Genomic DNA, 20,161 nt, shown 5'->3' with positions numbered 1-20,161 from the left:
AACGTCTGGGCTCAACACTACGGCCGCGGTGTCCTTCCGGACACCGCGGCCGTGCGTTACCGCCTGTGGGTTACTTCTTCAGCGCGTCCATCGCGCGCTGGGTGACTTCCTCCACCTTGCCGAGCGCGGAAATCGTCACCAGCAGGCCCTGGGCCTTGTAGTAATCGATGATCGGCTCGGTCTGGGTGTGGTAGACCTCCAGCCGGTTGCGGACCGTGGCCTCGGAGTCGTCACCGCGCTGGTACAGCTCGCCACCGCAGGTGTCGCAGACACCCTCGGCCTTCGGCGGGGCGTACAGCACGTGGAAGACGTGCGCCGAGTCGTTGCGGCAGGTCCGGCGGCCGGCGATGCGCTTCACGACCTCGTCCTCCTCGACCTCCAGGTCGAGGACCGCGTCCAGCTTCATGCCGGCGGTCTTCAGCATCACGTCCAGGGCCTCGGCCTGGGAGACGTTGCGCGGGAAGCCGTCGAGCAGGAAACCGTTCACGGCGTCCGGCTGCTCCATGCGGTCCTTGGCCATGCCGATGGTGATCTCGTCGGGGACGAGGTCGCCGGCGTCCATGAAGGCCTTCGCCCGCTTGCCCAGCTCGGTGCCCTGGCTGATGTTGGCGCGGAAGAGGTCGCCCGTGGAGATGTGCGGGATCGACAGGTTCTTGGCAAGAAACGCGGCCTGCGTTCCCTTGCCCGCACCCGGAGGTCCGACGAGGACGATTCGCATCAGCGGAGGAACCCTTCGTAATTGCGCTGCTGGAGCTGGCTCTCGATCTGCTTCACGGTTTCCAGACCCACACCCACGATGATCAGGATGCTCGTCCCGCCGAACGGGAAGTTCTGGTTCGCCCCGAAGCCGGCCAACGCCATTGTCGGCACAAGAGCGATGAGACCCAGGTACAGCGACCCCGGCCAGGTGATCCGGTTGAGCACGTAGCTCAGGTACTCGGCAGTAGGTCGACCGGCCCGGATGCCCGGGATGAAGCCACCATACTTCTTCATGTTGTCGGCGACTTCCTCCGGGTTGAACGAAATCGCCACATAGAAGAAGGCGAAGAAGACGATCAGGAGGAAGTACATGGAGATGTGGAACGGAGCGTTCGTGTCCGCGAGATGGCGCTGGACCCAGGCCGCCCACGGCGCCGTGGAACCACTGAACTGGACGACCAGAGCCGGGATGTACAGCAGCGACGAGGCGAAGATGACGGGGATCACACCCGCCTGGTTCACCTTGAGCGGGATGTAGGTCGAGGTCCCGCCGTACGCGCGGCGCCCGATCATGCGCTTCGCGTACTGAACCGGAATGCGGCGCTGCGCCTGCTCGACGAAGACCACCAGGGCCACCATCGCCAGGCCGACCAGGATGACCACGCCGAACTCGACCCAGCCATCAGCGATCTTGCCCTGGAGCTTGATCTGCCACAGAGCGCCGATGAACCCGGCCGCGATCGAGATGAACATGAGGATGGACATGCCGTTGCCGATGCCGCGGTCGGTGATCAGCTCACCGAGCCACATGACAACGGCGGTACCGGCGGTCATGGTGAGCACCATGACAACGGTGGTGAAGATCGAGCGGTTTGGCACGATCTGGCTCGCCACCTGGCAACCCTGGAACAGGGCGCCGCTGCGGGCGGTGGCGACAAGGCCGGTCCCCTGGAGGATCGCAAGAGCGATGGTCAGGTAACGCGTGTACTGCGTGATCTTCGCAGTACCGGACTGACCCTCCTTCTTGAGGTTCTCCAGCTTCGGGATGACCACGGTCAGCAGCTGCAGGATGATGCTCGCCGTGATGTACGGCATGATGCCGAGCGCGAAGATCGTGATCTGCAGCAGTGCACCACCGCTGAACATGTTGACCAGGCCGAAGAGGCCGCCGTTGGAGCCGGCCTGCGCCTGGTCGACACAGAACTGGACGTTCTTGTAGCTCACGCCGGGTACCGGGATGTGGGACCCGAGTCGGAACAGCACGATGATGGCGAGCGTGAAGAGCAGCTTCTTGCGCAGGTCGGGCGTCTTGAACGCCCGGGCGAACGCGGTGAGCACGGTGCCTCCTGCGACCCCCGCGCTACTGCGTCAGAGGTGACGGTCTAAGGATTCGAGGTGTACGAGGTGTACGACAAAGCAAAGGTGCAGGCCACCTTACCGGCGACTGCGCCCCCCGTGGAACGACCAACCGGGGATGCCCCATATGTGAGGCATCCCCGGTCGGTTTTACTCGCTATGAGCCACTGAACTCGTCTCAGACGAGCTCGGTGACGGTGCCGCCGGCAGCGGCAATCTTCTCCTTGGCGGAGCCGGAAACGGCGTCAACCGAAACCTGCAGCGCCACGGAGATCTCGCCCTGGCCCAGGACCTTGACGAGGCTGTTCTTGCGAACAGCACCCTTCTCGACGAGACCGGCCACGGTGACCTCTCCACCCTCGGGGTAGAGCTCGGCCAGCTTGGCCAGGTTCACGACCTGGTACTCGGTGCGGAACGGGTTCTTGAAGCCCTTGAGCTTCGGGAGCCGCATGTGGAGGGGCATCTGCCCACCCTCGAAGCGGGTCGGAACCTGGTAACGCGCCTTGGTGCCCTTGGTACCACGACCGGCCGTCTTACCCTTCGACGCCTCACCGCGACCCACACGGGTCTTCGCGGTCTTGGCGCCCGGGGCGGGACGGAGGTTGTGGATCTTGAGCGGGTTGTTCTCCGCCATGATCAGTCGACCTCCTCAACCGTCACGAGGTGGCGGACGGTCTGCACCATGCCGCGGAACTCGGGGCGGTCCTCCTTGACGACCACGTCGTTCAGGCGCTTGAGCCCGAGCGAACGCAGCGTGTCGCGGTGGTTCTGCTTGCTGCCGATGTACGACTTCGTCTGCGTGATCTTGAGGCGAGCCATTACGCACCCGCTCCCGCACGCGCACGAAGCAGAGCCGCGGGGGCGACGTCCTCGAGCGGCAGACCACGGCGAGCCGCGATCTCCTCGGGACGCTGCAGGCCCTTCAGGGCCTCCACGGTCGCGTGCACGATGTTGATCGCGTTGTCGGAGCCGAGCGACTTCGACAGGATGTCGTGAACGCCGGCGCACTCCAGAACGGCGCGCACCGGGCCACCGGCGATAACACCGGTACCGGGGGAAGCAGGCTTCAGCAGGACGACGCCCGCAGCCTTCTCACCCTGGATCGGGTGGGGGATGGTGCCCTGGATACGGGGGACCTTGAAGAAGTGCTTCTTGGCCTCCTCCACACCCTTGGCGATGGCGGCCGGCACCTCCTTGGCCTTGCCGTAGCCGACACCTACGGTGCCGTCACCGTCACCCACCACGACGAGCGCGGTGAAGGAGAAACGACGACCACCCTTGACAACCTTGGCGACGCGGTTGATCGCGACAACGCGCTCAACGTACGCGGTCTTCTCGGCGGCAGCAGCGCCACCGTCGCGACCCTTCCGGTCCCGCCGCTCGCCGCCACCGGCACCGCTTCCGCGGCGCTGGGGTCCAGCCATTGGATTACCTCTCTCTGTTACGTCCGTTAGTCCCGGAACCGGGGCTTAGAACTTCAGCCCGGCTTCGCGGGCGGCGTCAGCCAGAGCGGCAATGCGCCCGGCGTACCTGTTGCCACCACGGTCGAACACGACGGCCTCGATGCCCGCAGCCTTGGCGCGCTCGGCGACCAGGGCGCCGACCTGCTTGGCCTGCGCGGACTTGTCACCCTCGCCACCGCGGATCGAAACGTCCAGGGTCGACGCGGACGCCAGGGTGTGACCCTGGAGGTCGTCGATGACCTGAGCAACGATGTTGCGGTTGGAACGCGTCACGACGAGGCGCGGACGCTCCGCCGTACCCGACACGTTCTTGCGGATGCGGATGTGGCGGCGGGCCTTGGCGGCACGCTTGTAAGCGTCGCCCTTGGCGATCTTCACACCGTATGCCATGGCTTACTTACCAGCCTTTCCGACCTTGCGGCGGATGACCTCGCCGGCGTACTTGACGCCCTTGGCCTTGTACGGGTCGGGCTTGCGCAGCTTGCGGATGTTCGCCGCAACCTCGCCGACCTTCTGCTTGTCGATGCCCTCGACCGAGAACTTGGTCGGCGACTCGACCTTGAAGGAGATGCCCTCGGGCGCCTCCACCAGGATCGGGTGGCTGTAGCCGAGCTGGAACTCCAGGTTGGAGCCCTTCGCGGCGACACGGTAACCGACACCGCTGATCTCGAGAGCCTTGACGTATCCCGTGGTCACACCGGTGATCATGTTGGCCACCAGCGTGCGGGACAGGCCGTGGAGGGCCTTGTTCTGACGCTCGTCGTTGGGACGGGTGACGTTCAGAACGCCGTCCTCGCCCTTAACGATCTCGATGGGGGCGGCAACAGTGTGCGTCAGGGTGCCCTTGGAGCCCTTGACGGTGACCGTGCGGCCATCGATGGTGACGTCCACGCCGGCGGGAACCGGGATGGGGAGCTTGCCGATACGAGACATAGCTTTTCCTCCGTTCCCGACTACCAGACGTAGGCGAGGACTTCCCCACCCACGCCCTTCTTCTGCGCCTGCTGGCCGGTCAGGAGACCGTGGGACGTGGAGATGATCGCCACGCCCAGGCCGCCGAGGACCTTCGGCAGGTTGGTGGACTTCGCGTACACGCGCAGACCCGGCTTCGAGATGCGCTTGATGCCAGCGATCGAGCGCTCGCGGTTCGGACCGAACTTCAGCTCGAGGACGAGGTTCTTGCCGACCTCGGCGTCCTCGACCTTCCAGCCGGTGATGAAACCCTCCTGCTTGAGGATTTCCGCGATGTGCGACTTGATCTTGCTGTGCGGCATCACGACCTGGTCGTGGTACGCCGAGTTAGCGTTACGCAGACGCGTGAGCATGTCTGCGATGGGGTCAGTCATGGTCATGAAGTGGCCTTCGGCCTCTCTCGCCGGGGTTTCCTGTCTGCGCCATCCCTCTCCCCGTACAGAGACGGGACGGGTGCGGTGCGGGGACCTACGGCGTAGTAAGTCGACGGGCGGCGGACGCCCAACCCCACTAGCCTACGGCATGGGGGATCGGGCCTCCGCCGACCCAGATGCTTACCGAGAGTTCCCAGAACCCCTTACGTCCAAAGGACGGAAGGAATTACCAGGAGCTCTTGGTCACGCCCGGCAGCTCGCCACGGTGAGCCATCTCACGAAGGCACACGCGGCAGAGGCCGAACTTGCGGTACACGGAGTGCGGACGGCCACAGCGCTGGCAGCGGGTGTAGGCACGCACACCGAACTTGGGCTTACGAGCAGCCTTGGCAATAAGAGCCTTCTTCGCCATCTCGCTTACGCCTCCTTGAACGGGAAGCCGAGGTGACGAAGGAGGGCGCGGCCCTCGTCGTCGTTGGTCGCCGTGGTGACCACGGTGATGTCCATACCCCGGACGCGGTCGATCTTGTCCTGGTCGATCTCGTGGAACATGACCTGCTCCGTGAGACCGAAGGTGTAGTTGCCACGGCCGTCGAACTGCTTGGGAGACAGGCCGCGGAAGTCGCGGATGCGCGGGAGCGCGAGCGACAGGGTGCGGTCCAGGAACTCCCACATGCGGTCGCCACGGAGGGTGACGTGCGCACCGATCGGCTGACCCTCGCGCAGCTTGAACTGCGCGATGGACTTGCGGGCCTTGGTGACGGCCGGCTTCTGACCGGTGATCGTGGTGAGGTCGCGAATGGCGCCGTCGATCAGCTTGGAGTCGCGGGCGGCGTCGCCCACACCCATGTTGACCACGATCTTCACGAGGCCGGGAACCTGCATGACGTTCTCGTAGGAGAACTCCTCACGCAGCTTGCCCGCGATCTCCTCGCGGTACTTCGTCTTCAGACGCGGAGTGGTAGCCATCAGATGTCCTCACCCGTGCGCTTGGCAACGCGGATCTTGTTGCCCTCGTCGTCGAAGCGGTAACCGACGCGGGTGACGACCTTCTTGCCGTCCTTCTCCACAACCAGCTGAACGTTGCTGACGTGGATCGGGGCCTCGGTGATCACGATGCCGCCGGCCTGCGAACCACCAGCGGTCTGACCGGCCTTGGTGTGCTTCTTGACCCGGTTGACACCCTCGACCAGGACGCGGTTCTCAGCGGGGATGGCCTGGATGACCTTGCCCTGCTTGCCCTTGTCCTTACCGGTGATGACCTGAACCAGGTCGCCCTTCTTGATCTTCATGCTTACAGCACCTCCGGCGCGAGCGAGATGATCTTCATGAACTTCTTCTCGCGCAGCTCACGGCCGACCGGGCCGAAGATACGGGTGCCACGAGGGTCGCCGTCGTTCTTCAGAATGACAGCGGCGTTCTCGTCGAAGCGGATGTACGAGCCGTCCTGGCGGCGGCGCTCCTTGACGGTGCGAACGATGACGGCCTTGACGACGTCACCCTTCTTCACGTTGCCGCCGGGGATCGCGTCCTTGACGGTGGCGACGATGACGTCACCGATGCCCGCGTAGCGGCGACCGGAGCCACCGAGAACACGGATGCAAAGGATCTCCTTGGCACCAGTGTTGTCGGCGACACGCAGTCGCGACTCCTGCTGGATCACGTCTATCTCCTGTTTGTCTGCCGGTTCCCGGCCGGGGCCTTCCTCTTACGAGGTGGGGCCCCGGCCGAGCCTGGCGGAACTGACCTGAGGGAAACCCCTCAGGTTAATTACTTGGCCTTCTCGAGGATCTCGACGACGCGCCACCGCTTGGTGGCGGACAGCGGCCGGGTCTCCATCAGGAGGACGCGGTCGCCGACGCCGGCGGCGTTCTGCTCGTCGTGCGCCTTGAGCTTGTTGGTACGGCGGATGACCTTGCCGTACAGCGCGTGCTTGACACGGTCCTCGACGGCGACGACGACGGTCTTGTCCATCTTGTCGCTGACGACCAGACCCTCGCGGGTCTTGCGGAAGCCGCGGTCAGTCTTGTTCTCAGTCACGTTGCTCTCGCTCATCAGGCGCTCTCCACCGTCTCGATGCCGAGCTCGCGCTCGTGCATCAGGGTGTAGATCCGGGCGATGTCCTTGCGGACGGCCTTGAGGCGGCCGTTGTTCTCCAGCTGGCCGGTGGCCGCCTGGAAACGGAGCTTGAACAGCTCTTCCTTCGCCTCACGAAGCTTGGCAACGAGCTCCTCGTTGCCGAGCTCACGCAGCTCGGATGCCTTGGTACCGGCCGCCATCACGACTCACCTGCCTCGCGCCGCACGATCCGGCACTTCATCGGAAGCTTGTGAGCAGCGCGGGTGAGCGCCTCACGAGCAATCTTCTCGTTCGGGTAGGACAGCTCGAACATGACCCGGCCCGGGTGCACGTTGGCGATCCACCACTCGGGAGAACCCTTACCGGAACCCATGCGGGTCTCGGCAGGCTTCTTCGTCAGCGGACGGTCCGGGTAGATGTTGATCCAGACCTTGCCGCCACGCTTGATGTGGCGGGTCATCGCGATACGAGCCGCCTCGATCTGGCGGTTCGTCACGTACGCCGGGGTCAGCGCCTGGATGCCGTACTCGCCGAATGCGACCTCAGTGCCACCCTTCGCCATACCGCGACGCTTCGGGTGGTGCTGCTTGCGGTGCTTGACCCTACGAGGGATCAGCATGTCGGTCAGGCCTCCGTTCCGGTGCTCTCAGCCGGAGCGGCGGCGGGAGCCTCGGCCTTGGGGGCCTCGGCGCCGGCAGCCTGCTGCGGCTTGCGGCCTCCACGGCCGCCACGCTCGCCACCGCGACCACCACGGCCACCGGCCGGACGGTCGGCGCCACCACGGGCCGGGCGGTTACCCGCACGGGCGGCAGCGTTCTCAGCGCGAACCTCGGCGATGTTCTTGACATCGCCCTTGTAGATCCAGACCTTCACGCCGATGCGGCCGAAGGTGGTCTTGGCCTCGAAGAAGCCGTACTCGACGTTCGCGCGCAGCGTGTGCAGCGGCACACGACCCTCGCGGTAGAACTCCGAGCGGGACATCTCGGCGCCGCCGAGACGGCCACCACACTGGATCTTGATGCCCTTGGCGCCGGCCTTCATGGCGGACTGCATGCTCTTGCGCATGGCCCGACGGAAGGAGACGCGGGAGGACAGCTGCTCGGCAACGGCCTGGGCCACGAGCTGAGCGTCGACCTCGGGGTTCTTGACCTCGAGGATGTTCAGCTGGACCTGCTTGCCGGTGAGCTTCTCGAGGTCGCCGCGGATGCGGTCGGCCTCGGCGCCACGGCGGCCGATGACGATGCCCGGGCGGGCGGTGTGGATGTCCACGCGGACACGGTCACGGGTGCGCTCGATCTCAACCTTCGAGATGCCGGCGCGCTCCATGCCGGACGTCATCATCCGACGGATGGCGACGTCTTCCTTGACGTAGTCCTTGTACAGCTTGTCGGCGTACCAGCGGGACTTGAAGTCCGTGGTGATGCCGAGCCGGAACCCGTGCGGGTTTACCTTCTGGCCCATTACCGGGTTCCTTCCTTGCTGCTGACGACCACGGTGATGTGGCTGGTCCGCTTGCGGATCCGGTAGGCACGGCCCTGAGCACGCGGACGGAACCGCTTCAGGGTCGGGCCCTCGTCCACGAACGCCTCGCTGATGAACAGCGAAGAAGCGTCCGTGTGGTTGTAGTTGTGCGCGGCGTTGGCAATGGCGCTGTCCAGCACCTTGCCAACCGGCACGCTCGCGGCCTGCGGGGCGAAACGCAGGACCGCCTGAGCCTCCGTGGCATCCATGCCACGGATGAGGTCCACCACGCGGCGGGCCTTCATGGGCGTGACGCGGATGTACCGCGCCTGGGCCCTGGCTTCCATGGTTGTCCCTTCGATGTAAGTCATTAGTCGTTCCACCCCGCGATTAGCGGCGCTTCGACTTCCGGTCGTCCTTGACGTGGCCGCGGAAGGTGCGAGTCGGCGAGAACTCGCCGAGCTTGTGGCCGACCATGGACTCGGTGACGAACACCGGGACATGGGTCTTGCCGTTGTGCACCGCGATGGTGTGACCCAGCATGCTGGGGATGATCATCGAGCGACGGGACCAGGTCTTGATGACGTTCTTGGTGCCGGCTTCGTTCTGGGCGTCCACCTTCTTTACGAGGTGGTCGTCGACGAAGGGCCCCTTCTTGAGACTGCGCGGCATCTAAACCCGCTCCTAGCGCTTCTTGTTCGTCTTGCGGCGGCGGACGATGTACTTGCTCGAAGCCTTCTTCGGCGAGCGAGTACGACCCTCCTTCTGACCCCACGGGGAGACCGGGTGGCGACCACCGGAGGTCTTGCCCTCACCACCACCGTGCGGGTGGTCAACCGGGTTCATCGCGACACCGCGGACGGTCGGGCGAACGCCCTTCCAGCGCATACGGCCGGCCTTGCCCCAGTTGATGTTCGACTGCTCGGCGTTGCCGACCTCGCCGACGGTGGCGCGGCAGCGCACGTCGACCAGGCGGATTTCACCGGACGGCATACGGAGGTGCGCCATGGCACCTTCCTTCGCCAGCAGCTGCACGGAGGCACCCGCGGAACGGGCGAACTTGGCACCGCCACCGGGACGGAGCTCGATCGCGTGGATCGTGGTACCGACCGGGATGTTGCGGAGCGCCAGGTTGTTACCGGGCTTGATGTCGGCCGTCGGGCCGTTCTCGATCCGGTCGCCCTGGTTCAGGCCGCGCGGAGCGATGATGTAGCGCTTCTCGCCGTCCGCGTAGTGCAGGAGGGCGATGCGAGCGGTGCGGTTGGGGTCGTACTCGATGTGCGCGACCTTGGCCGGCACGCCGTCCTTGTCGTGACGACGGAAGTCGATCACACGGTAGGCGCGCTTGTGTCCGCCACCCTGGTGGCGAACGGTCACACGACCGGCGTTGTTACGGCCGCCCTTGCTGTGCAGGGGGCGGACCAGCGACTTCTCCGGCGTGGACCGCGTGATCTCGACAAAGTCGGCGACGCTGGAGCCACGACGGCCCGGAGTCGTCGGCTTGTACTTGCGGATACCCATTTCTCAGTCCTCGTCCGATATTCGGACCAGGGCGCTCCGTTAGGAGGCCTGGCCGAAGATGTCGATACGGTCGCCCTCGGCGAGGGTCACGATGGCGCGCTTGGTGTTGGCGCGCTTGCCGAAACCGGTCTTGGTGCGCTTGCGCTTACCCTGACGGTTGATCGTGTTGACCCCGGTGACCTTGACCGAGAAGACCGCCTCGACGGCCTGCTTGATCTGGGTCTTGTTGGCGCCGGGCGCGACGATGAACGTGTACTTGTTCTCGTCCAGCAGCGCGTAGCTCTTCTCGGAGACGACCGGCTTGATCAGCAGGTCGCGCGGGTCCGTGAAGGTCTTGCTGGTGATCGTGGCCTCAGACATCAGCCCTCGTTCCCTTCGGTCTCAGCGGCCTTGGGGCCAGACACGAAGGACTCGAAAGCGGCCTGGGTGAAGACCACGTCGTCCGAGACGAGCACGTCGTACGTGTTCAGCTGGCCCGGCTCCAGGATGTGCACCTGGGGCAGGTTGCGGGCGGACAGCCACGCGGCCTCGTCGGCACGGTCGACGACCAGGAGCAGGTTCTTGCGCTCCGAGATCTTGCCGAACAGAACCTTGGCGGCCTTGGTGGAAGCGGCACCCTCGACCACGCCGGAGACGACGTGGATGCGGGAGTGACGGGCCCGGTCGGTGAGGGCGCCACGCAGAGCGGCGGCCTTCATCTTCTTCGGGGTCCGCTGCGAGTAGTCACGCGGCACGGGGCCGTGCACGACGCCACCGCCGGCGAACTGCGGCGCACGGGTCGAACCCTGACGGGCGCGGCCGGTGCCCTTCTGGCGGTAAGGCTTCTTGCCACCACCACGGACCTCGCCACGCGTCTTCGTCTTGTGCGTGCCCTGACGGGCGGCAGCAAGCTGCGCGACGACGACCTGGTGGATCAGCGGAACGCTGACCTTGGCGTCGAAGATCTCGGCCGGGAGCTCGACGGTCCCGGTCTTGTCGCCCGCGGGCGACAGAATGTCAATGGTGCTCATAGTCCTCAGGCCCCCTTGGCCGCAGTGCGGACCAGGACCAGGCCGCCGTTGGGACCGGGAACCGCGCCCTTGATGAGCAGCAGGCCCTTCTCCGCGTCAACGGCGTGAACGGTCAGGTTCTGGGTGGTGACCCGCTCGTTGCCCATACGGCCAGCCATGCGGAGGCCCTTGAACACACGGCCCGGGGTGGCGCAGCCACCGATGGAACCGGGAGAGCGGTGCTTGCGCTGCGTACCGTGACCGGCACCCAGACCGCGGAAGTTGTGGCGCTTCATGACACCGGCGAAGCCCTTGCCCTTGCTCTTGCCCGTGACGTCAACCTTGACGCCGGACTCGAACACCTCGGCAGTGATCTCCTGGCCGAGCGTGTACTCGCTGGCGTCGGAGGTACGGAGCTCCACCAGGTGGCGGCGCGGGGTCACGTCGGCCTTGGCGAAGTGGCCCTTGAGGGGCTTGTTCACCTTGCGCGGGTCGATCTCGCCGAAGGCGATCTGGACCGACTCGTAGCCGTCGATGTCGTTGGTGCGGACCTGGGTAACGACACAGGGCCCGGCCTTGACGACGGTCACCGGGACGACACGGTTGTTCTCGTCCCAGACCTGGGTCATGCCGAGCTTCTCGCCCAGGACGCCCTTGATCTGCTTAGCCATCTTCGCGTCGCCTCTCAGAGCTTGATCTCGATGTCAACGCCGGCCGGAAGGTCCAGGCGCATCAGCGAGTCAACGGTCTTGGGCGTCGGGTCGAGGATGTCGATCAGGCGCTTGTGCGTGCGCATCTCGAAGTGCTCGCGCGAGTCCTTGTACTTGTGCGGCGACTTGATGACGCAGTACACGTTCTTCTCAGTGGGCAGCGGCACCGGGCCCGCGACCGACGCACCAGTGCGGGTCACCGTCTCGACGATCTTCTTCGCCGAGGAGTCGATGACCTCGTGGTCGTAGGCCTTGAGCCGGATGCGGATCTTCTGTCCCGCCATGGCTACTCAGTAGTCCTTTGTCTAGTAACAACGCTCTGGTACTCGGCCGGCTGCGCTCTCACGCGGCTTCTCTCCGACCCCCGCGGTCGGGCGTGTCGCACTCCCGCTACAGAAAATTCCCATACGGAAATTCCCTGCTCAGAGGGTTTGCGATCCGTCCCGGACCACGATTCGGGGGAGAAACACCCACCGAGTGCCTGGTGAGGGCCCCGCCCACGCTTCCCGGAAGATTCCCGTACGTCCGCCCCATTGCTGCCCGAGGGGCAGATAAAGGCGACGAGTACTGTGGGACTCGCTTCCGGTCCTCCCGGCGGGAGGCGCGCAGCATCGGCACTCAACCGAGCAACCCCGACAGTCTGCCATACGAGACACGTATTGCGCCAATCGGGAGCCGTAGAGAATACCCCGCGGCGCGTGCGCGTCAAACTGCGGCACGCGCCGCGGGTGCCTCAGGTGCGGGAGACCTGCCCGCAGCCCTCTTCCTCGTGCACGGACAGCTCGGTGCTGCGGTCGTACGGGTCCTCCGCCGGGCCGCTGGGCTCCGTGCCGGCCACCCGGCCGTCACTGGGGAACGTGGGGTGCAGGAACCCGTCGTAAATGCCACAGGCCGAGTTCGCGATCTCGTTCGGGTACTCCAGCACCGCGAGGGTGCCCTGGGTGACCGTGTACCGCGCGGGGTCGTTCACGGCGACCGTGAGCTGGCGGCGCACCACGGTCCGGGCGACCTCCTCCGACCCCTTCTTGACCCGGACCAGCGGGTAGACGAAGGAGTAGTCGGCCTTCACCAGCACCTCACCGGGCCGTTCGCCGGCCTCGAACCACATCCGCCCGCGCGTCTTGACCACGTCCCCCACCAGGCGCACCTCGGCGGGGTCGAAGCGGGTGAACATCATGACCGGGTCCTGCTCCTTGCCCGGGGCCGCCAGGCCCTTGACGAGCCACCCGTGCACCGTGGGCTGCCGGGGCTCCAGCAGCTTCAGGGCGGCCTCCGGGCGCTCCCCGCGCAGGGTGCGGGGGTCGAGGTTGGCCGCCACGAGCAGCGCCTTGGTACGGCTGACCGCGTCCGCCACCTGCTCCTTGGTGAGGCCGCCGACGGCCTTGGCCTCGGGCAGCTCGATCCCGGCGGCCCCGTCGGCCCACTGGGCGGCCGGGGACCCGCGGAAAGGTTCCTTCAGCGTCGGCTGGTCCGGGTAGACCTGCTCCGGCGCCGCGGTCGGCCGTACGGACTCCGCGGCCAGCGGCTGCCGGCTCTTCTCGTCCTGCTCGGCCTTGCCGCTGATCCGGTCGATGAGCAGCTCGGGGCGCAGCACCACCAGGGCCAGCCCTGCGATCAGCACGATCGCCAGCCCGGCCTTGACCCTGCTGCCGCTCCTGCGGCCCTGCATCTCCTGCCAGGCGGGCCCGGTGCGCCAGCCGGGCGGCTCGTTCCGTACCGGCTCGGCTCGCCGGCCGAATCGCTTCCTCCCGGCCTTGGCCCGCTCTTCCTCCTCCTGCCGCAGCCGCTCGGTCACCATCCGCGCCCGCGCGGACGGCTCCTTGGGCGCGCCCTGCCGGTCCTCCGCGGCCTTGCGCGCGAACTCGTCCCACTCCTCGTCGGAAACCACTGCCCCACCCCTGAACCGGCTTGATCTTTGCGACGCGGAGCTTCTCACAGCCCCCGGCGGTGGGCGCCGCCGCCCCTCCACAGCCTGTGGAAAGGGCGGGGAAATGACCGGGTCCCATTTCACCGGGTCGGCACAGGGACGACCCGGTGAAATGGGACCCGGCCGCGTGGGACTGCTTAATTGCCAAAGGACGGGGGGACGAAAGAACCCTGCCAATCCCCTCCAGCCTCCCCGTAACTCGCACGGGTGAGGTTTCCCAACTGGGCTGGCTTTCAAGGGGGTTCGCTGGCATATGCTCGCGGCGACCGCAGAAAAGACGTCGGCCCCCGTCGGGAGTGGCATCCCGGCACGAGGGCCTAACCAAGAGGAAGACGAACCTTCCTCTGGCTACCAAGCAGGAAGACAACAACTTCCCTATGGCTTTCAGGCAGCTTAGCGCGCCTCTGCGCCTCCCGTCCGGCGTTTCGCACCCCGGCATCGTGCACATCAAGACACGGCAGGCCAGCCGCTTCACCGTGATCGGCAACCACCTCGCCCAGCACCGGCAGCTGTCGCTCGTCGCGATCGCCCTCGCGGTGCACATCCAGTCCCTGCCCAGCGGGACCAGGATCGGCGTGAAACGGCTGGCCGAGCGGTTCCCGGAGAGCGAGGCCCGGATCGCCGCGGGGCTGCGCGAGCTGGAGGAGCACGGCTATCTGGCCCGGCCGCGGGAGCGCCTGCCCAGCGGGCAGGTCATCACCCGAATGGTGTCCTTCAACCAGCCCGGAGCGCTTCACTCCCCCGAGGCCCCCACCCCGCCACCGGACCCCGAGCCGGAGCCGCAACCCGAGCCGGAGCCTGCCCCAGAGCCGCAGCTCGAGCCCGAGCCTGGCCCAGAGCCGGAGCAGGAGCCGGAGCCCGCCCCAGACCCGGAACCCGAGCCCGAGCCCGCCCCAGACCCGGAACCCGAGCCGGAACCCGAGCCCGCCGCTCCGGACCCAGAACCAGAACCAGAACCCGAGCCCGCCCCGGAACCCGCCCCCACCCCCATCCCCACCCCCCGCAACGCCGACAACCCACCCCGCCGCCGGCTCGCCGAGGAACTGCTCTCCGAGCTCCGCCGTACCGATCCACGGCTGCTGCTCAGCAGGCGCGACGTACAGAGACTCGCGCCCGGGGTCGAAGCCTGGCTCGAGCTCGGGGCGCACCATCAGGCGATCACGCAGGCCCTTTCCGTCAACCTCCCCCACCCCTGCTCAACCCGGGCGGACTGATCGCGCACCGGCTGGCCGCGCAGCTCCCGCCCGCGCTGCCGAAACCCCCGCCCCGCGTCCCGTACGTACCACCGGACCCCTTCCAGACCTGCGACGGCTGCGACCGCGCCTTCCGCTCCCCCACCCCGGGCCGCTGCCTCGACTGCTCCAACCCTCGCCCCGGAGGCTGCTTAGCATGAAGGTGATGACTCGGGCCCACGGGCATGAGCGAGGAGCCGACACCATGACGATCGCACCGGACGACTCTCGGCAGGGGAGCCGCCAGTACCAGGCGATGCGCGAGGCGGTCGACCAGATGCGGGAGGGGCTCCCCGGAAAGTTCGAGATCACCAAAGAGGGGATCGTGCACGACTTGCTGTCCCCCGGCCGGCCTCACGAGCTGACCACCGGTCTGGTCAGCCGACGGCTGGAGAAGGTCATGCCGGACGGGGTGTGGGCGTACTCGGGAACGCCCGACGTGGAGGACGCTCCCGAAGGGATCAAGCGCCACCCCGACGTCATGGTGATCTCGCGCGAGGACATGGAGGGCGAGGGCTCCTTCGACCCCCGCACGCTGATCGCGGCAATCGAGGTCGTCTCCCGCTCCAACCCCGACAACGACTGGGTGGGCAAGGTCCGGGACTATCCGCTCATCGGCATTCCCGTATACGCGGTGTTCGACCCGCGCACCGGCACGGGTGCCGTCTTCTCCGACATCCACCAGACCCCGGCCGGCCCCCGGTACGCGACGCGCAAGGACTTCGTGTACGGCGAAGACGTCACGATCGCCGACTGGACGATCTCGACCAGCGACCTCCCCCGGTACCAGTGAGCACCGCAAGGCGGACATGACGAAGGGCCCCGGGACGAATCCCGGGGCCCTTCAAGCAGCTCTGGAGAGAGCTACCAGGTCAGACCTGAAGAAGTCGAAACTTACTTCGTGATCTTGGTGACCTGGCCGGCGCCGACGGTCCGGCCACCCTCACGGATGGCGAACTTCAGGCCCTCCTCCATGGCGACCGGCTGGATCAGCGCGACCGTCATCTCGGTGTTGTCGCCCGGCATGACCATCTCGGTGCCCTCGGGGAGGGTCACGACGCCGGTCACGTCCGTGGTACGGAAGTAGAACTGCGGGCGGTAGTTGTTGAAGAACGGGGTGTGACGGCCACCCTCGTCCTTCGACAGGATGTAGGCCTGGGCCTCAAACTCGGTGTGCGGGGTAACCGAACCGGGCTTGATGATGACCTGGCCGCGCTCGACGTCCTCGCGCTTGATGCCACGGAGGAGCAGACCGACGTTCTCACCGGCCTGGCCCTCGTCGAGCAGCTTGCGGAACATCTCGATACCGGTGACCGTGGTGGTGGTCTTCTCTTCCTTGATACCGATGATGTCGACGGTCTCGTTGACCTTCAGGACACCACGCTCGATACGGCCGGTGACGACCGTACCGCGACCGGTGATCGTGAAGACGTCCTCGACCGGCATCAGGAAGGGCTTGTCGGTGTCACGCGGGGGGGTCGGGATGAAGTCATCCACGGCCGACATGAGGCCGAGGAGCTTCTCGCCCCACTCCTTGTCACCCTCGAGGGCCTTGAGCGCCGAGACCTGGACGACCGGGACGTCGTCGCCCGGGAAGTCGTACTCGGAGAGGAGCTCACGGACCTCGAGCTCGACGAGCTCCAGGATCTCCTCGTCGTCCACCATGTCGGCCTTGTTCAGGGCGACAACGATGGAGGGGACGCCGACCTGGCGGGCCAGGAGCACGTGCTCCTTGGTCTGCGGCATCGGGCCGTCGGTGGCGGCGACCACGAGGATCGCGCCGTCCATCTGCGCGGCACCGGTGATCATGTTCTTGATGTAGTCCGCGTGACCCGGGCAGTCGACGTGGGCGTAGTGACGCGCCTCGGTCTGGTACTCGACGTGCGCGATCGAGATCGTGATACCGCGCTGGCGCTCCTCAGGAGCCTTGTCGATCTGGTCAAAGGCCGAGGCCTCGTTCAGGTCGGGGTACGCGTCGTGCAGCACCTTGGTAATGGCGGCCGTAAGGGTCGTCTTACCGTGGTCAATGTGACCGATGGTGCCGATGTTGACGTGCGGCTTAGTCCGCTCGAACTTCGCCTTCGCCACTGGGGTCCTCCTGGGAAGTGGTTCTGTACGCCTTACTCATCGGCGCCAGGTGATCTTTGCTGGAATGCCGGTTCCTCCGGGGCAACAAAGCTGTTGCCGTTGTTGCCCCAGAGGTTCCGGTGACAAGCCTAAAGCGTGAACTCGGAAGAGTTACTCGCCCTTGGCCTTCGCGATGATCTCCTCGGCGACGTTCCGCGGAACCTCGGCGTAGGAGTCGAACTGCATCGAGTAGCTGGCGCGACCCGAGGTCTTGCTGCGGAGGTCGCCGACGTAGCCGAACATCTCCGAAAGCGGCACGAGGCCCTTCACGACGCGAGCGCCGTGACGCTCCTCCATGGCCTGAATCTGGCCACGGCGGGAGTTGATGTCGCCGATGACCTCACCCATGTAGTCCTCGGGCGTGGTGACCTCAACGGCCATCATCGGCTCGAGCAGCACGGGGTTGGCCTTGCGCGCGGCCTCCTTGAAGGCCTGCGAACCGGCGATCTTGAACGCGAGCTCGGAGGAGTCGACCTCGTGGTAGCCACCGTCGAGAAGCGTGACGCGGACGCCCGTCATCTCGTAGCCGGCCAGGATGCCGAACTGCATGGCCTCCTGCGCACCGGCGTCGACCGAAGGGATGTACTCCTTCGGCACGCGGCCACCGGTGACCTTGTTCACGAACTCGTACGCCGGGCCGTCCGACTCGGTGATCGGCTCGATCGCGATCTGCACCTTGGCGAACTGACCGGTACCACCGGTCTGCTTCTTGTGGGTGTAGTCGTGACGCTCGACGGCCTTGCGGATCGTCTCGCGGTACGCGACCTGCGGCTTGCCGACGTTGGCCTCGACCTTGAACTCGCGCTTCATACGGTCGACCAGCACCTCGAGGTGCAGCTCGCCCATACCGCCGAGGATGGTCTGGCCCGTCTCCTCGTCCGAGTGAACGTGGAAGGAGGGGTCCTCCTCCGCGAGACGCTGGATGGCGACACCCAGCTTCTCCTGGTCACCCTTGGACTTGGGCTCGATGGCGACCTGGATGACCGGGGCCGGGAAGTCCATGGACTCCAGGATGACCGGGCTCTTGTCGTCGCACAGCGTCTCACCGGTGGTGGTCTGCTTCAGGCCCATGACGGCGACGATGTCGCCGGCGCCCACCGAGTCGATCTCCTCACGCTTGTTCGCGTGCATGCGGTAGATCTTGCCGATGCGCTCCTTCTTGCCCTTGACGGAGTTCTGCACCGAGGTGCCGGCCTCCAGGCGGCCCGAGTAAACCCGGACGAAGGTGAGCTTGCCGAGGTGCGGGTCGCTCATGATCTTGAACGCGAGCGCGGCGAGGGGCTCCTCGTCGGACGGCTTGCGCTTCACGACAACCTCGGCGTCGCGGACGTCGTGGCCCTCGATGGCCTCGATGTCCAGCGGCGACGGCAGGTAGCGGACGACGGCGTCGAGCAGGGGCTGGACGCCCTTGTTCTTGAACGCCGTGCCACAGAACACCGCGGTGATCGTGGCCTGGCCCTTGCCCTTGCCGGAGCCGATGATGATGCGACGGACGGCGGCGTGCAGCTGCTCCACGGACGGCTCGTCGCCGTTCAGGAAGAGCTCCATGATCTCGTCGTCGTTCTCGGCGACGGTCTCGACCAGCTTGCCGCGCCACTCTTCAGCAGCCTCGGTGTGCGTGGCCGGGATGTCGACGATGTCGTACATCTCGCCCTTGGTCGCCTCGGCGGACCAGACGAACGCCTTCATGGTGACCAGGTCGACGACACCCTGGAAGTCGGCCTCGGCACCGATCGGGAGCTGCATGACGATCGGAACCGCACCGAGGCGGTCCTTGATCATGTCGACGCAGCGGTGGAACTCGGCACCGGTACGGTCGAGCTTGTTGACGAAGCAGATACGCGGGACGCCGTAGCGGTCCGCCTGACGCCAAACAGTCTCGGACTGCGGCTCCACACCGGCGACACCGTCGAACACGGTGACGGCACCGTCGAGGACGCGGAGCGAACGCTCCACCTCGACCGTGAAGTCCACGTGGCCCGGGGTGTCGATGATGTTGATGGTGTGGTCGACGTCCTCGAGCGGCCAGTGGCAGGTCGTCGCGGCGGACGTGATCGTGATGCCGCGCTCCTGCTCCTGCTCCATCCAGTCCATCGTGGCAGCGCCGTCGTGGACTTCACCGATCTTGTACGAAACACCGGTGTAGAACAGGATTCGCTCGGTGGTGGTCGTCTTGCCCGCGTCGATGTGGGCCATGATGCCGATGTTGCGCACCTTGGCCAGGTCAAGCGAAGTGGTAGCCATATCGGCTCAGTCTTCTCTCGGTCTCGATGTGGGTTGCGACTACCAGCGGTAGTGCGCGAAGGCCTTGTTGGACTCGGCCATCTTGTGCGTGTCCTCGCGCTTCTTGACGGCCGCACCGAGGCCGTTCGAGGCGTCGAGAAGCTCGTTCATCAGGCGCTCGGTCATGGTCTTCTCGCGGCGGGCGCGGGAGTAACCCACGAGCCAGCGGAGGGCCAGGGTCGACTGGCGACCCGGCTTGACCTCGACCGGAACCTGGTAGGTCGCGCCACCGACGCGGCGGGACTTGACCTCGAGGGAGGGCTTGACGTTCTCCAGCGCGCGCTTCAGCGTGATGACCGGGTCGTTGCCGGTCTTCTCGCGGAGGCCTTCCATGGCGCCGTAGACGATGCGCTCGGCGGTGGAGCGCTTGCCGTCCAGGAGGATCTTGTTGATCAGCGAGGTGACCAGAGGAGAGCTGTAGACCGGGTCGATGATGACCGGGCGCTTCGGGGCGGGGCCCTTACGAGGCATTCTTACTTCTCCTTCTTGGCGCCGTAGCGGCTGCGGGCCTGCTTGCGGTTCTTGACAGCCTGGGTGTCAAGCGCACCGCGGATGATCTTGTAACGAACACCCGGCAGGTCCTTCACACGGCCACCACGCACGAGCACGATCGAGTGCTCCTGCAGGTTGTGTCCCTCACCCGGAATGTAAGCGGTGACCTCGATGCCGGAGGTCAGACGCACACGCGCGACCTTACGGAGCGCCGAGTTCGGCTTCTTCGGGGTGGTCGTGAACACACGCGTGCAGACACCACGACGCTGGGGCGAAGCCTCAAGCGCGGGCGTCTTCGTCTTCTCGACCTTGTCCTGCCGGCCCTTCCGGACCAGCTGCTGGATCGTAGGCACTACTTCTCCGGTTTCTGTGTGCCGATCGTAAAACTAACCTGGAACTTCGCCGACCCACGCGGTCGGGTGTGTCGGATCCGGGAGGGTCCCGCCACTGGCGGAATCGTCCTCGGATCGCGGTGG

30 protein-coding genes are annotated in these 20,161 nt (G+C 66.1%); 2 read left to right on the top strand and 28 right to left on the bottom strand.

The genetic code is table 11. The features are described 5' to 3' along the window. Positions 1-70: 70 nt before the first annotated feature. The 24 genes from DEJ50_RS19525 to DEJ50_RS19405 form a co-directional block, all read right to left on the bottom strand. Positions 71-718 (bottom strand): adenylate kinase, encoded by a 648-nt coding sequence (locus tag DEJ50_RS19525; protein ID WP_150209249.1) that lies wholly within the window; start codon positions 716-718, stop codon positions 71-73. Next, positions 718-2,037, bottom strand: a complete 1,320-nt coding sequence (gene secY / locus DEJ50_RS19520) for a preprotein translocase subunit SecY (RefSeq protein WP_150209248.1) — start codon at positions 2,035-2,037, stop codon at positions 718-720. The genes DEJ50_RS19525 and secY overlap by 1 nt, the downstream gene beginning before the upstream one ends. 196 nt (positions 2,038-2,233) lie before the next feature. Continuing rightward, positions 2,234-2,689, bottom strand: a complete 456-nt coding sequence (gene rplO / locus DEJ50_RS19515; RefSeq protein WP_150209247.1) for a 50S ribosomal protein L15 — start codon at positions 2,687-2,689, stop codon at positions 2,234-2,236. A 2-nt stretch (positions 2,690-2,691) separates the two neighbouring features. Next, on the bottom strand, positions 2,692-2,874 hold the full coding sequence (gene rpmD, locus DEJ50_RS19510) for a 50S ribosomal protein L30 (RefSeq protein WP_053682614.1): 183 nt from the start codon (positions 2,872-2,874) through the stop codon (positions 2,692-2,694). Beyond that, entirely contained in the window at positions 2,874-3,479 is a 606-nt protein-coding gene (gene rpsE, locus DEJ50_RS19505) for a 30S ribosomal protein S5 (RefSeq protein WP_030201551.1), read from the bottom strand. Before rpsE ends, rpmD begins: the two co-directional genes overlap by 1 nt. Positions 3,480-3,524: 45 nt before the next feature. Further along, positions 3,525-3,908: a 50S ribosomal protein L18 gene (gene rplR, locus DEJ50_RS19500; protein WP_150209246.1), complete on the bottom strand. Its 384-nt coding sequence runs from the start codon at positions 3,906-3,908 to the stop codon at positions 3,525-3,527. 3 nt (positions 3,909-3,911) lie between these two features. Further along, positions 3,912-4,451 carry a 50S ribosomal protein L6 gene (gene rplF, locus DEJ50_RS19495; RefSeq protein ID WP_150209245.1) on the bottom strand — a complete coding sequence of 180 codons (540 nt, stop codon included), beginning with the start codon at positions 4,449-4,451 and terminating at the stop codon, positions 3,912-3,914. A gap of 20 nt (positions 4,452-4,471) precedes the next feature. Further along, positions 4,472-4,870 (bottom strand): 30S ribosomal protein S8, encoded by a 399-nt coding sequence (gene rpsH / locus DEJ50_RS19490; RefSeq protein ID WP_079429302.1) that lies wholly within the window; start codon positions 4,868-4,870, stop codon positions 4,472-4,474. A gap of 220 nt (positions 4,871-5,090) precedes the next feature. Continuing rightward, positions 5,091-5,276, bottom strand: a complete 186-nt coding sequence (locus DEJ50_RS19480; RefSeq protein WP_003956452.1) for a type Z 30S ribosomal protein S14 — start codon at positions 5,274-5,276, stop codon at positions 5,091-5,093. A gap of 5 nt (positions 5,277-5,281) precedes the next feature. After that, positions 5,282-5,833: a 50S ribosomal protein L5 gene (gene rplE, locus DEJ50_RS19475; RefSeq protein WP_150209243.1), complete on the bottom strand. Its 552-nt coding sequence runs from the start codon at positions 5,831-5,833 to the stop codon at positions 5,282-5,284. Further along, positions 5,833-6,156: a 50S ribosomal protein L24 gene (rplX, locus tag DEJ50_RS19470; RefSeq protein WP_150209242.1), complete on the bottom strand. Its 324-nt coding sequence runs from the start codon at positions 6,154-6,156 to the stop codon at positions 5,833-5,835. Before rplX ends, rplE begins: the two co-directional genes overlap by 1 nt. Positions 6,157-6,158: 2 nt before the next feature. Then, positions 6,159-6,527: a 50S ribosomal protein L14 gene (gene rplN / locus DEJ50_RS19465; RefSeq protein WP_003956455.1), complete on the bottom strand. Its 369-nt coding sequence runs from the start codon at positions 6,525-6,527 to the stop codon at positions 6,159-6,161. Between the two features lie 107 nt (positions 6,528-6,634). Next, entirely contained in the window at positions 6,635-6,919 is a 285-nt protein-coding gene (gene rpsQ, locus DEJ50_RS19460) for a 30S ribosomal protein S17 (RefSeq protein ID WP_150209241.1), read from the bottom strand. Next, a complete protein-coding gene (gene rpmC, locus DEJ50_RS19455; protein WP_030773828.1) occupies positions 6,919-7,143 on the bottom strand; it encodes a 50S ribosomal protein L29 in 225 nt (74 codons plus the stop codon). The genes rpsQ and rpmC overlap by 1 nt, the downstream gene beginning before the upstream one ends. Beyond that, a complete protein-coding gene (gene rplP / locus DEJ50_RS19450) occupies positions 7,143-7,562 on the bottom strand; it encodes a 50S ribosomal protein L16 (protein WP_028812370.1) in 420 nt (139 codons plus the stop codon). The genes rpmC and rplP overlap by 1 nt, the downstream gene beginning before the upstream one ends. A gap of 5 nt (positions 7,563-7,567) precedes the next feature. Further along, positions 7,568-8,404: a 30S ribosomal protein S3 gene (gene rpsC, locus DEJ50_RS19445; protein ID WP_150209240.1), complete on the bottom strand. Its 837-nt coding sequence runs from the start codon at positions 8,402-8,404 to the stop codon at positions 7,568-7,570. Then, positions 8,404-8,751 (bottom strand): 50S ribosomal protein L22, encoded by a 348-nt coding sequence (rplV, locus tag DEJ50_RS19440; protein WP_030201575.1) that lies wholly within the window; start codon positions 8,749-8,751, stop codon positions 8,404-8,406. Before rplV ends, rpsC begins: the two co-directional genes overlap by 1 nt. A 43-nt stretch (positions 8,752-8,794) precedes the next feature. Next, positions 8,795-9,076 carry a 30S ribosomal protein S19 gene (rpsS, locus tag DEJ50_RS19435; protein ID WP_007265903.1) on the bottom strand — a complete coding sequence of 94 codons (282 nt, stop codon included), beginning with the start codon at positions 9,074-9,076 and terminating at the stop codon, positions 8,795-8,797. Positions 9,077-9,088: 12 nt separating this feature from the next. Next, positions 9,089-9,925 (bottom strand): 50S ribosomal protein L2, encoded by an 837-nt coding sequence (gene rplB / locus DEJ50_RS19430; protein WP_150209239.1) that lies wholly within the window; start codon positions 9,923-9,925, stop codon positions 9,089-9,091. Between the two features lie 39 nt (positions 9,926-9,964). Beyond that, a complete protein-coding gene (rplW, locus tag DEJ50_RS19425; protein WP_150209238.1) occupies positions 9,965-10,285 on the bottom strand; it encodes a 50S ribosomal protein L23 in 321 nt (106 codons plus the stop codon). Next, positions 10,285-10,935 carry a 50S ribosomal protein L4 gene (gene rplD / locus DEJ50_RS19420; protein WP_150209237.1) on the bottom strand — a complete coding sequence of 217 codons (651 nt, stop codon included), beginning with the start codon at positions 10,933-10,935 and terminating at the stop codon, positions 10,285-10,287. Before rplD ends, rplW begins: the two co-directional genes overlap by 1 nt. A gap of 5 nt (positions 10,936-10,940) precedes the next feature. Then, positions 10,941-11,585, bottom strand: a complete 645-nt coding sequence (gene rplC / locus DEJ50_RS19415; RefSeq protein WP_150209236.1) for a 50S ribosomal protein L3 — start codon at positions 11,583-11,585, stop codon at positions 10,941-10,943. A 14-nt stretch (positions 11,586-11,599) separates the two neighbouring features. Beyond that, complete coding sequence (rpsJ, locus tag DEJ50_RS19410; protein ID WP_003948644.1) at positions 11,600-11,908, bottom strand: 30S ribosomal protein S10; 309 nt, start codon at positions 11,906-11,908, stop codon at positions 11,600-11,602. Positions 11,909-12,357: 449 nt separating this feature from the next. After that, positions 12,358-13,512: a hypothetical protein gene (locus DEJ50_RS19405; RefSeq protein ID WP_223837828.1), complete on the bottom strand. Its 1,155-nt coding sequence runs from the start codon at positions 13,510-13,512 to the stop codon at positions 12,358-12,360. A gap of 479 nt (positions 13,513-13,991) precedes the next feature. Between DEJ50_RS19405 and DEJ50_RS33995 the strand changes: the two genes are divergently transcribed. Both DEJ50_RS33995 and DEJ50_RS19395 read left to right on the top strand, forming a co-directional pair. Continuing rightward, positions 13,992-14,765, top strand: a complete 774-nt coding sequence (locus tag DEJ50_RS33995; RefSeq protein ID WP_317852548.1) for a helix-turn-helix domain-containing protein — start codon at positions 13,992-13,994, stop codon at positions 14,763-14,765. 223 nt (positions 14,766-14,988) lie between these two features. Then, on the top strand, positions 14,989-15,576 hold the full coding sequence (locus DEJ50_RS19395; RefSeq protein ID WP_150209234.1) for a Uma2 family endonuclease: 588 nt from the start codon (positions 14,989-14,991) through the stop codon (positions 15,574-15,576). A 101-nt stretch (positions 15,577-15,677) separates the two neighbouring features. Here the strand turns inward: DEJ50_RS19395 and tuf are convergent, their stop codons facing one another. The 4 genes from tuf to rpsL all read right to left on the bottom strand — a co-directional run bounded on the left by tuf (position 15,678) and on the right by rpsL (position 20,038). After that, a complete protein-coding gene (tuf, locus tag DEJ50_RS19390; protein WP_150209233.1) occupies positions 15,678-16,871 on the bottom strand; it encodes an elongation factor Tu in 1,194 nt (397 codons plus the stop codon). Positions 16,872-17,021: 150 nt separating this feature from the next. Continuing rightward, a complete protein-coding gene (fusA, locus tag DEJ50_RS19385; RefSeq protein ID WP_150209232.1) occupies positions 17,022-19,154 on the bottom strand; it encodes an elongation factor G in 2,133 nt (710 codons plus the stop codon). A 39-nt stretch (positions 19,155-19,193) separates the two neighbouring features. Then, positions 19,194-19,664: a 30S ribosomal protein S7 gene (gene rpsG / locus DEJ50_RS19380; RefSeq protein WP_053731192.1), complete on the bottom strand. Its 471-nt coding sequence runs from the start codon at positions 19,662-19,664 to the stop codon at positions 19,194-19,196. 2 nt (positions 19,665-19,666) lie between these two features. Beyond that, positions 19,667-20,038 (bottom strand): 30S ribosomal protein S12, encoded by a 372-nt coding sequence (gene rpsL / locus DEJ50_RS19375; protein ID WP_007265893.1) that lies wholly within the window; start codon positions 20,036-20,038, stop codon positions 19,667-19,669. Between the last annotated feature and the right edge of the window lie 123 nt (positions 20,039-20,161).

Source organism: Streptomyces venezuelae (assembly GCF_008642295.1).
Classification (GTDB): domain Bacteria; phylum Actinomycetota; class Actinomycetes; order Streptomycetales; family Streptomycetaceae; genus Streptomyces; species Streptomyces venezuelae_C.
The sequence above is the reverse complement of the archived record's forward strand: the minus strand, read 5'-3'. Positions and strand labels throughout refer to the sequence as shown.

Excerpts from the sequence above, each read along its gene's own strand:
- DEJ50_RS19525 (WP_150209249.1), bottom strand. The coding sequence starts at position 718 with ATGCGAATCGTCCTCGTCGGACCTCCGGGTGCGGGCAAGGGAACGCAG.
- rplO (WP_150209247.1), bottom strand. The coding sequence starts at position 2,689 with ATGGCGGAGAACAACCCGCTCAAGATCCACAACCTCCGTCCCGCCCCG.
- rpmD (WP_053682614.1), bottom strand. The coding sequence starts at position 2,874 with ATGGCTCGCCTCAAGATCACGCAGACGAAGTCGTACATCGGCAGCAAG.
- rpsE (WP_030201551.1), bottom strand. The coding sequence starts at position 3,479 with ATGGCTGGACCCCAGCGCCGCGGAAGCGGTGCCGGTGGCGGCGAGCGG.
- rplR (WP_150209246.1), bottom strand. The coding sequence starts at position 3,908 with ATGGCATACGGTGTGAAGATCGCCAAGGGCGACGCTTACAAGCGTGCC.
- rplF (WP_150209245.1), bottom strand. The coding sequence starts at position 4,451 with ATGTCTCGTATCGGCAAGCTCCCCATCCCGGTTCCCGCCGGCGTGGAC.
- rpsH (WP_079429302.1), bottom strand. The coding sequence starts at position 4,870 with ATGACCATGACTGACCCCATCGCAGACATGCTCACGCGTCTGCGTAAC.
- DEJ50_RS19480 (WP_003956452.1), bottom strand. The coding sequence starts at position 5,276 with ATGGCGAAGAAGGCTCTTATTGCCAAGGCTGCTCGTAAGCCCAAGTTC.
- rplE (WP_150209243.1), bottom strand. The coding sequence starts at position 5,833 with ATGGCTACCACTCCGCGTCTGAAGACGAAGTACCGCGAGGAGATCGCG.
- rplX (WP_150209242.1), bottom strand. The coding sequence starts at position 6,156 with ATGAAGATCAAGAAGGGCGACCTGGTTCAGGTCATCACCGGTAAGGAC.
- rpsQ (WP_150209241.1), bottom strand. The coding sequence starts at position 6,919 with ATGAGCGAGAGCAACGTGACTGAGAACAAGACTGACCGCGGCTTCCGC.
- rpmC (WP_030773828.1), bottom strand. The coding sequence starts at position 7,143 with ATGGCGGCCGGTACCAAGGCATCCGAGCTGCGTGAGCTCGGCAACGAG.
- rplP (WP_028812370.1), bottom strand. The coding sequence starts at position 7,562 with ATGCTGATCCCTCGTAGGGTCAAGCACCGCAAGCAGCACCACCCGAAG.
- rpsC (WP_150209240.1), bottom strand. The coding sequence starts at position 8,404 with ATGGGCCAGAAGGTAAACCCGCACGGGTTCCGGCTCGGCATCACCACG.
- rplV (WP_030201575.1), bottom strand. The coding sequence starts at position 8,751 with ATGGAAGCCAGGGCCCAGGCGCGGTACATCCGCGTCACGCCCATGAAG.
- rpsS (WP_007265903.1), bottom strand. The coding sequence starts at position 9,076 with ATGCCGCGCAGTCTCAAGAAGGGGCCCTTCGTCGACGACCACCTCGTA.
- rplB (WP_150209239.1), bottom strand. The coding sequence starts at position 9,925 with ATGGGTATCCGCAAGTACAAGCCGACGACTCCGGGCCGTCGTGGCTCC.
- rplW (WP_150209238.1), bottom strand. The coding sequence starts at position 10,285 with ATGTCTGAGGCCACGATCACCAGCAAGACCTTCACGGACCCGCGCGAC.
- rplD (WP_150209237.1), bottom strand. The coding sequence starts at position 10,935 with ATGAGCACCATTGACATTCTGTCGCCCGCGGGCGACAAGACCGGGACC.
- rplC (WP_150209236.1), bottom strand. The coding sequence starts at position 11,585 with ATGGCTAAGCAGATCAAGGGCGTCCTGGGCGAGAAGCTCGGCATGACC.
- rpsJ (WP_003948644.1), bottom strand. The coding sequence starts at position 11,908 with ATGGCGGGACAGAAGATCCGCATCCGGCTCAAGGCCTACGACCACGAG.
- DEJ50_RS19395 (WP_150209234.1), top strand. The coding sequence starts at position 14,989 with ATGACGATCGCACCGGACGACTCTCGGCAGGGGAGCCGCCAGTACCAG.
- fusA (WP_150209232.1), bottom strand. The coding sequence starts at position 19,154 with ATGGCTACCACTTCGCTTGACCTGGCCAAGGTGCGCAACATCGGCATC.
- rpsG (WP_053731192.1), bottom strand. The coding sequence starts at position 19,664 with ATGCCTCGTAAGGGCCCCGCCCCGAAGCGCCCGGTCATCATCGACCCG.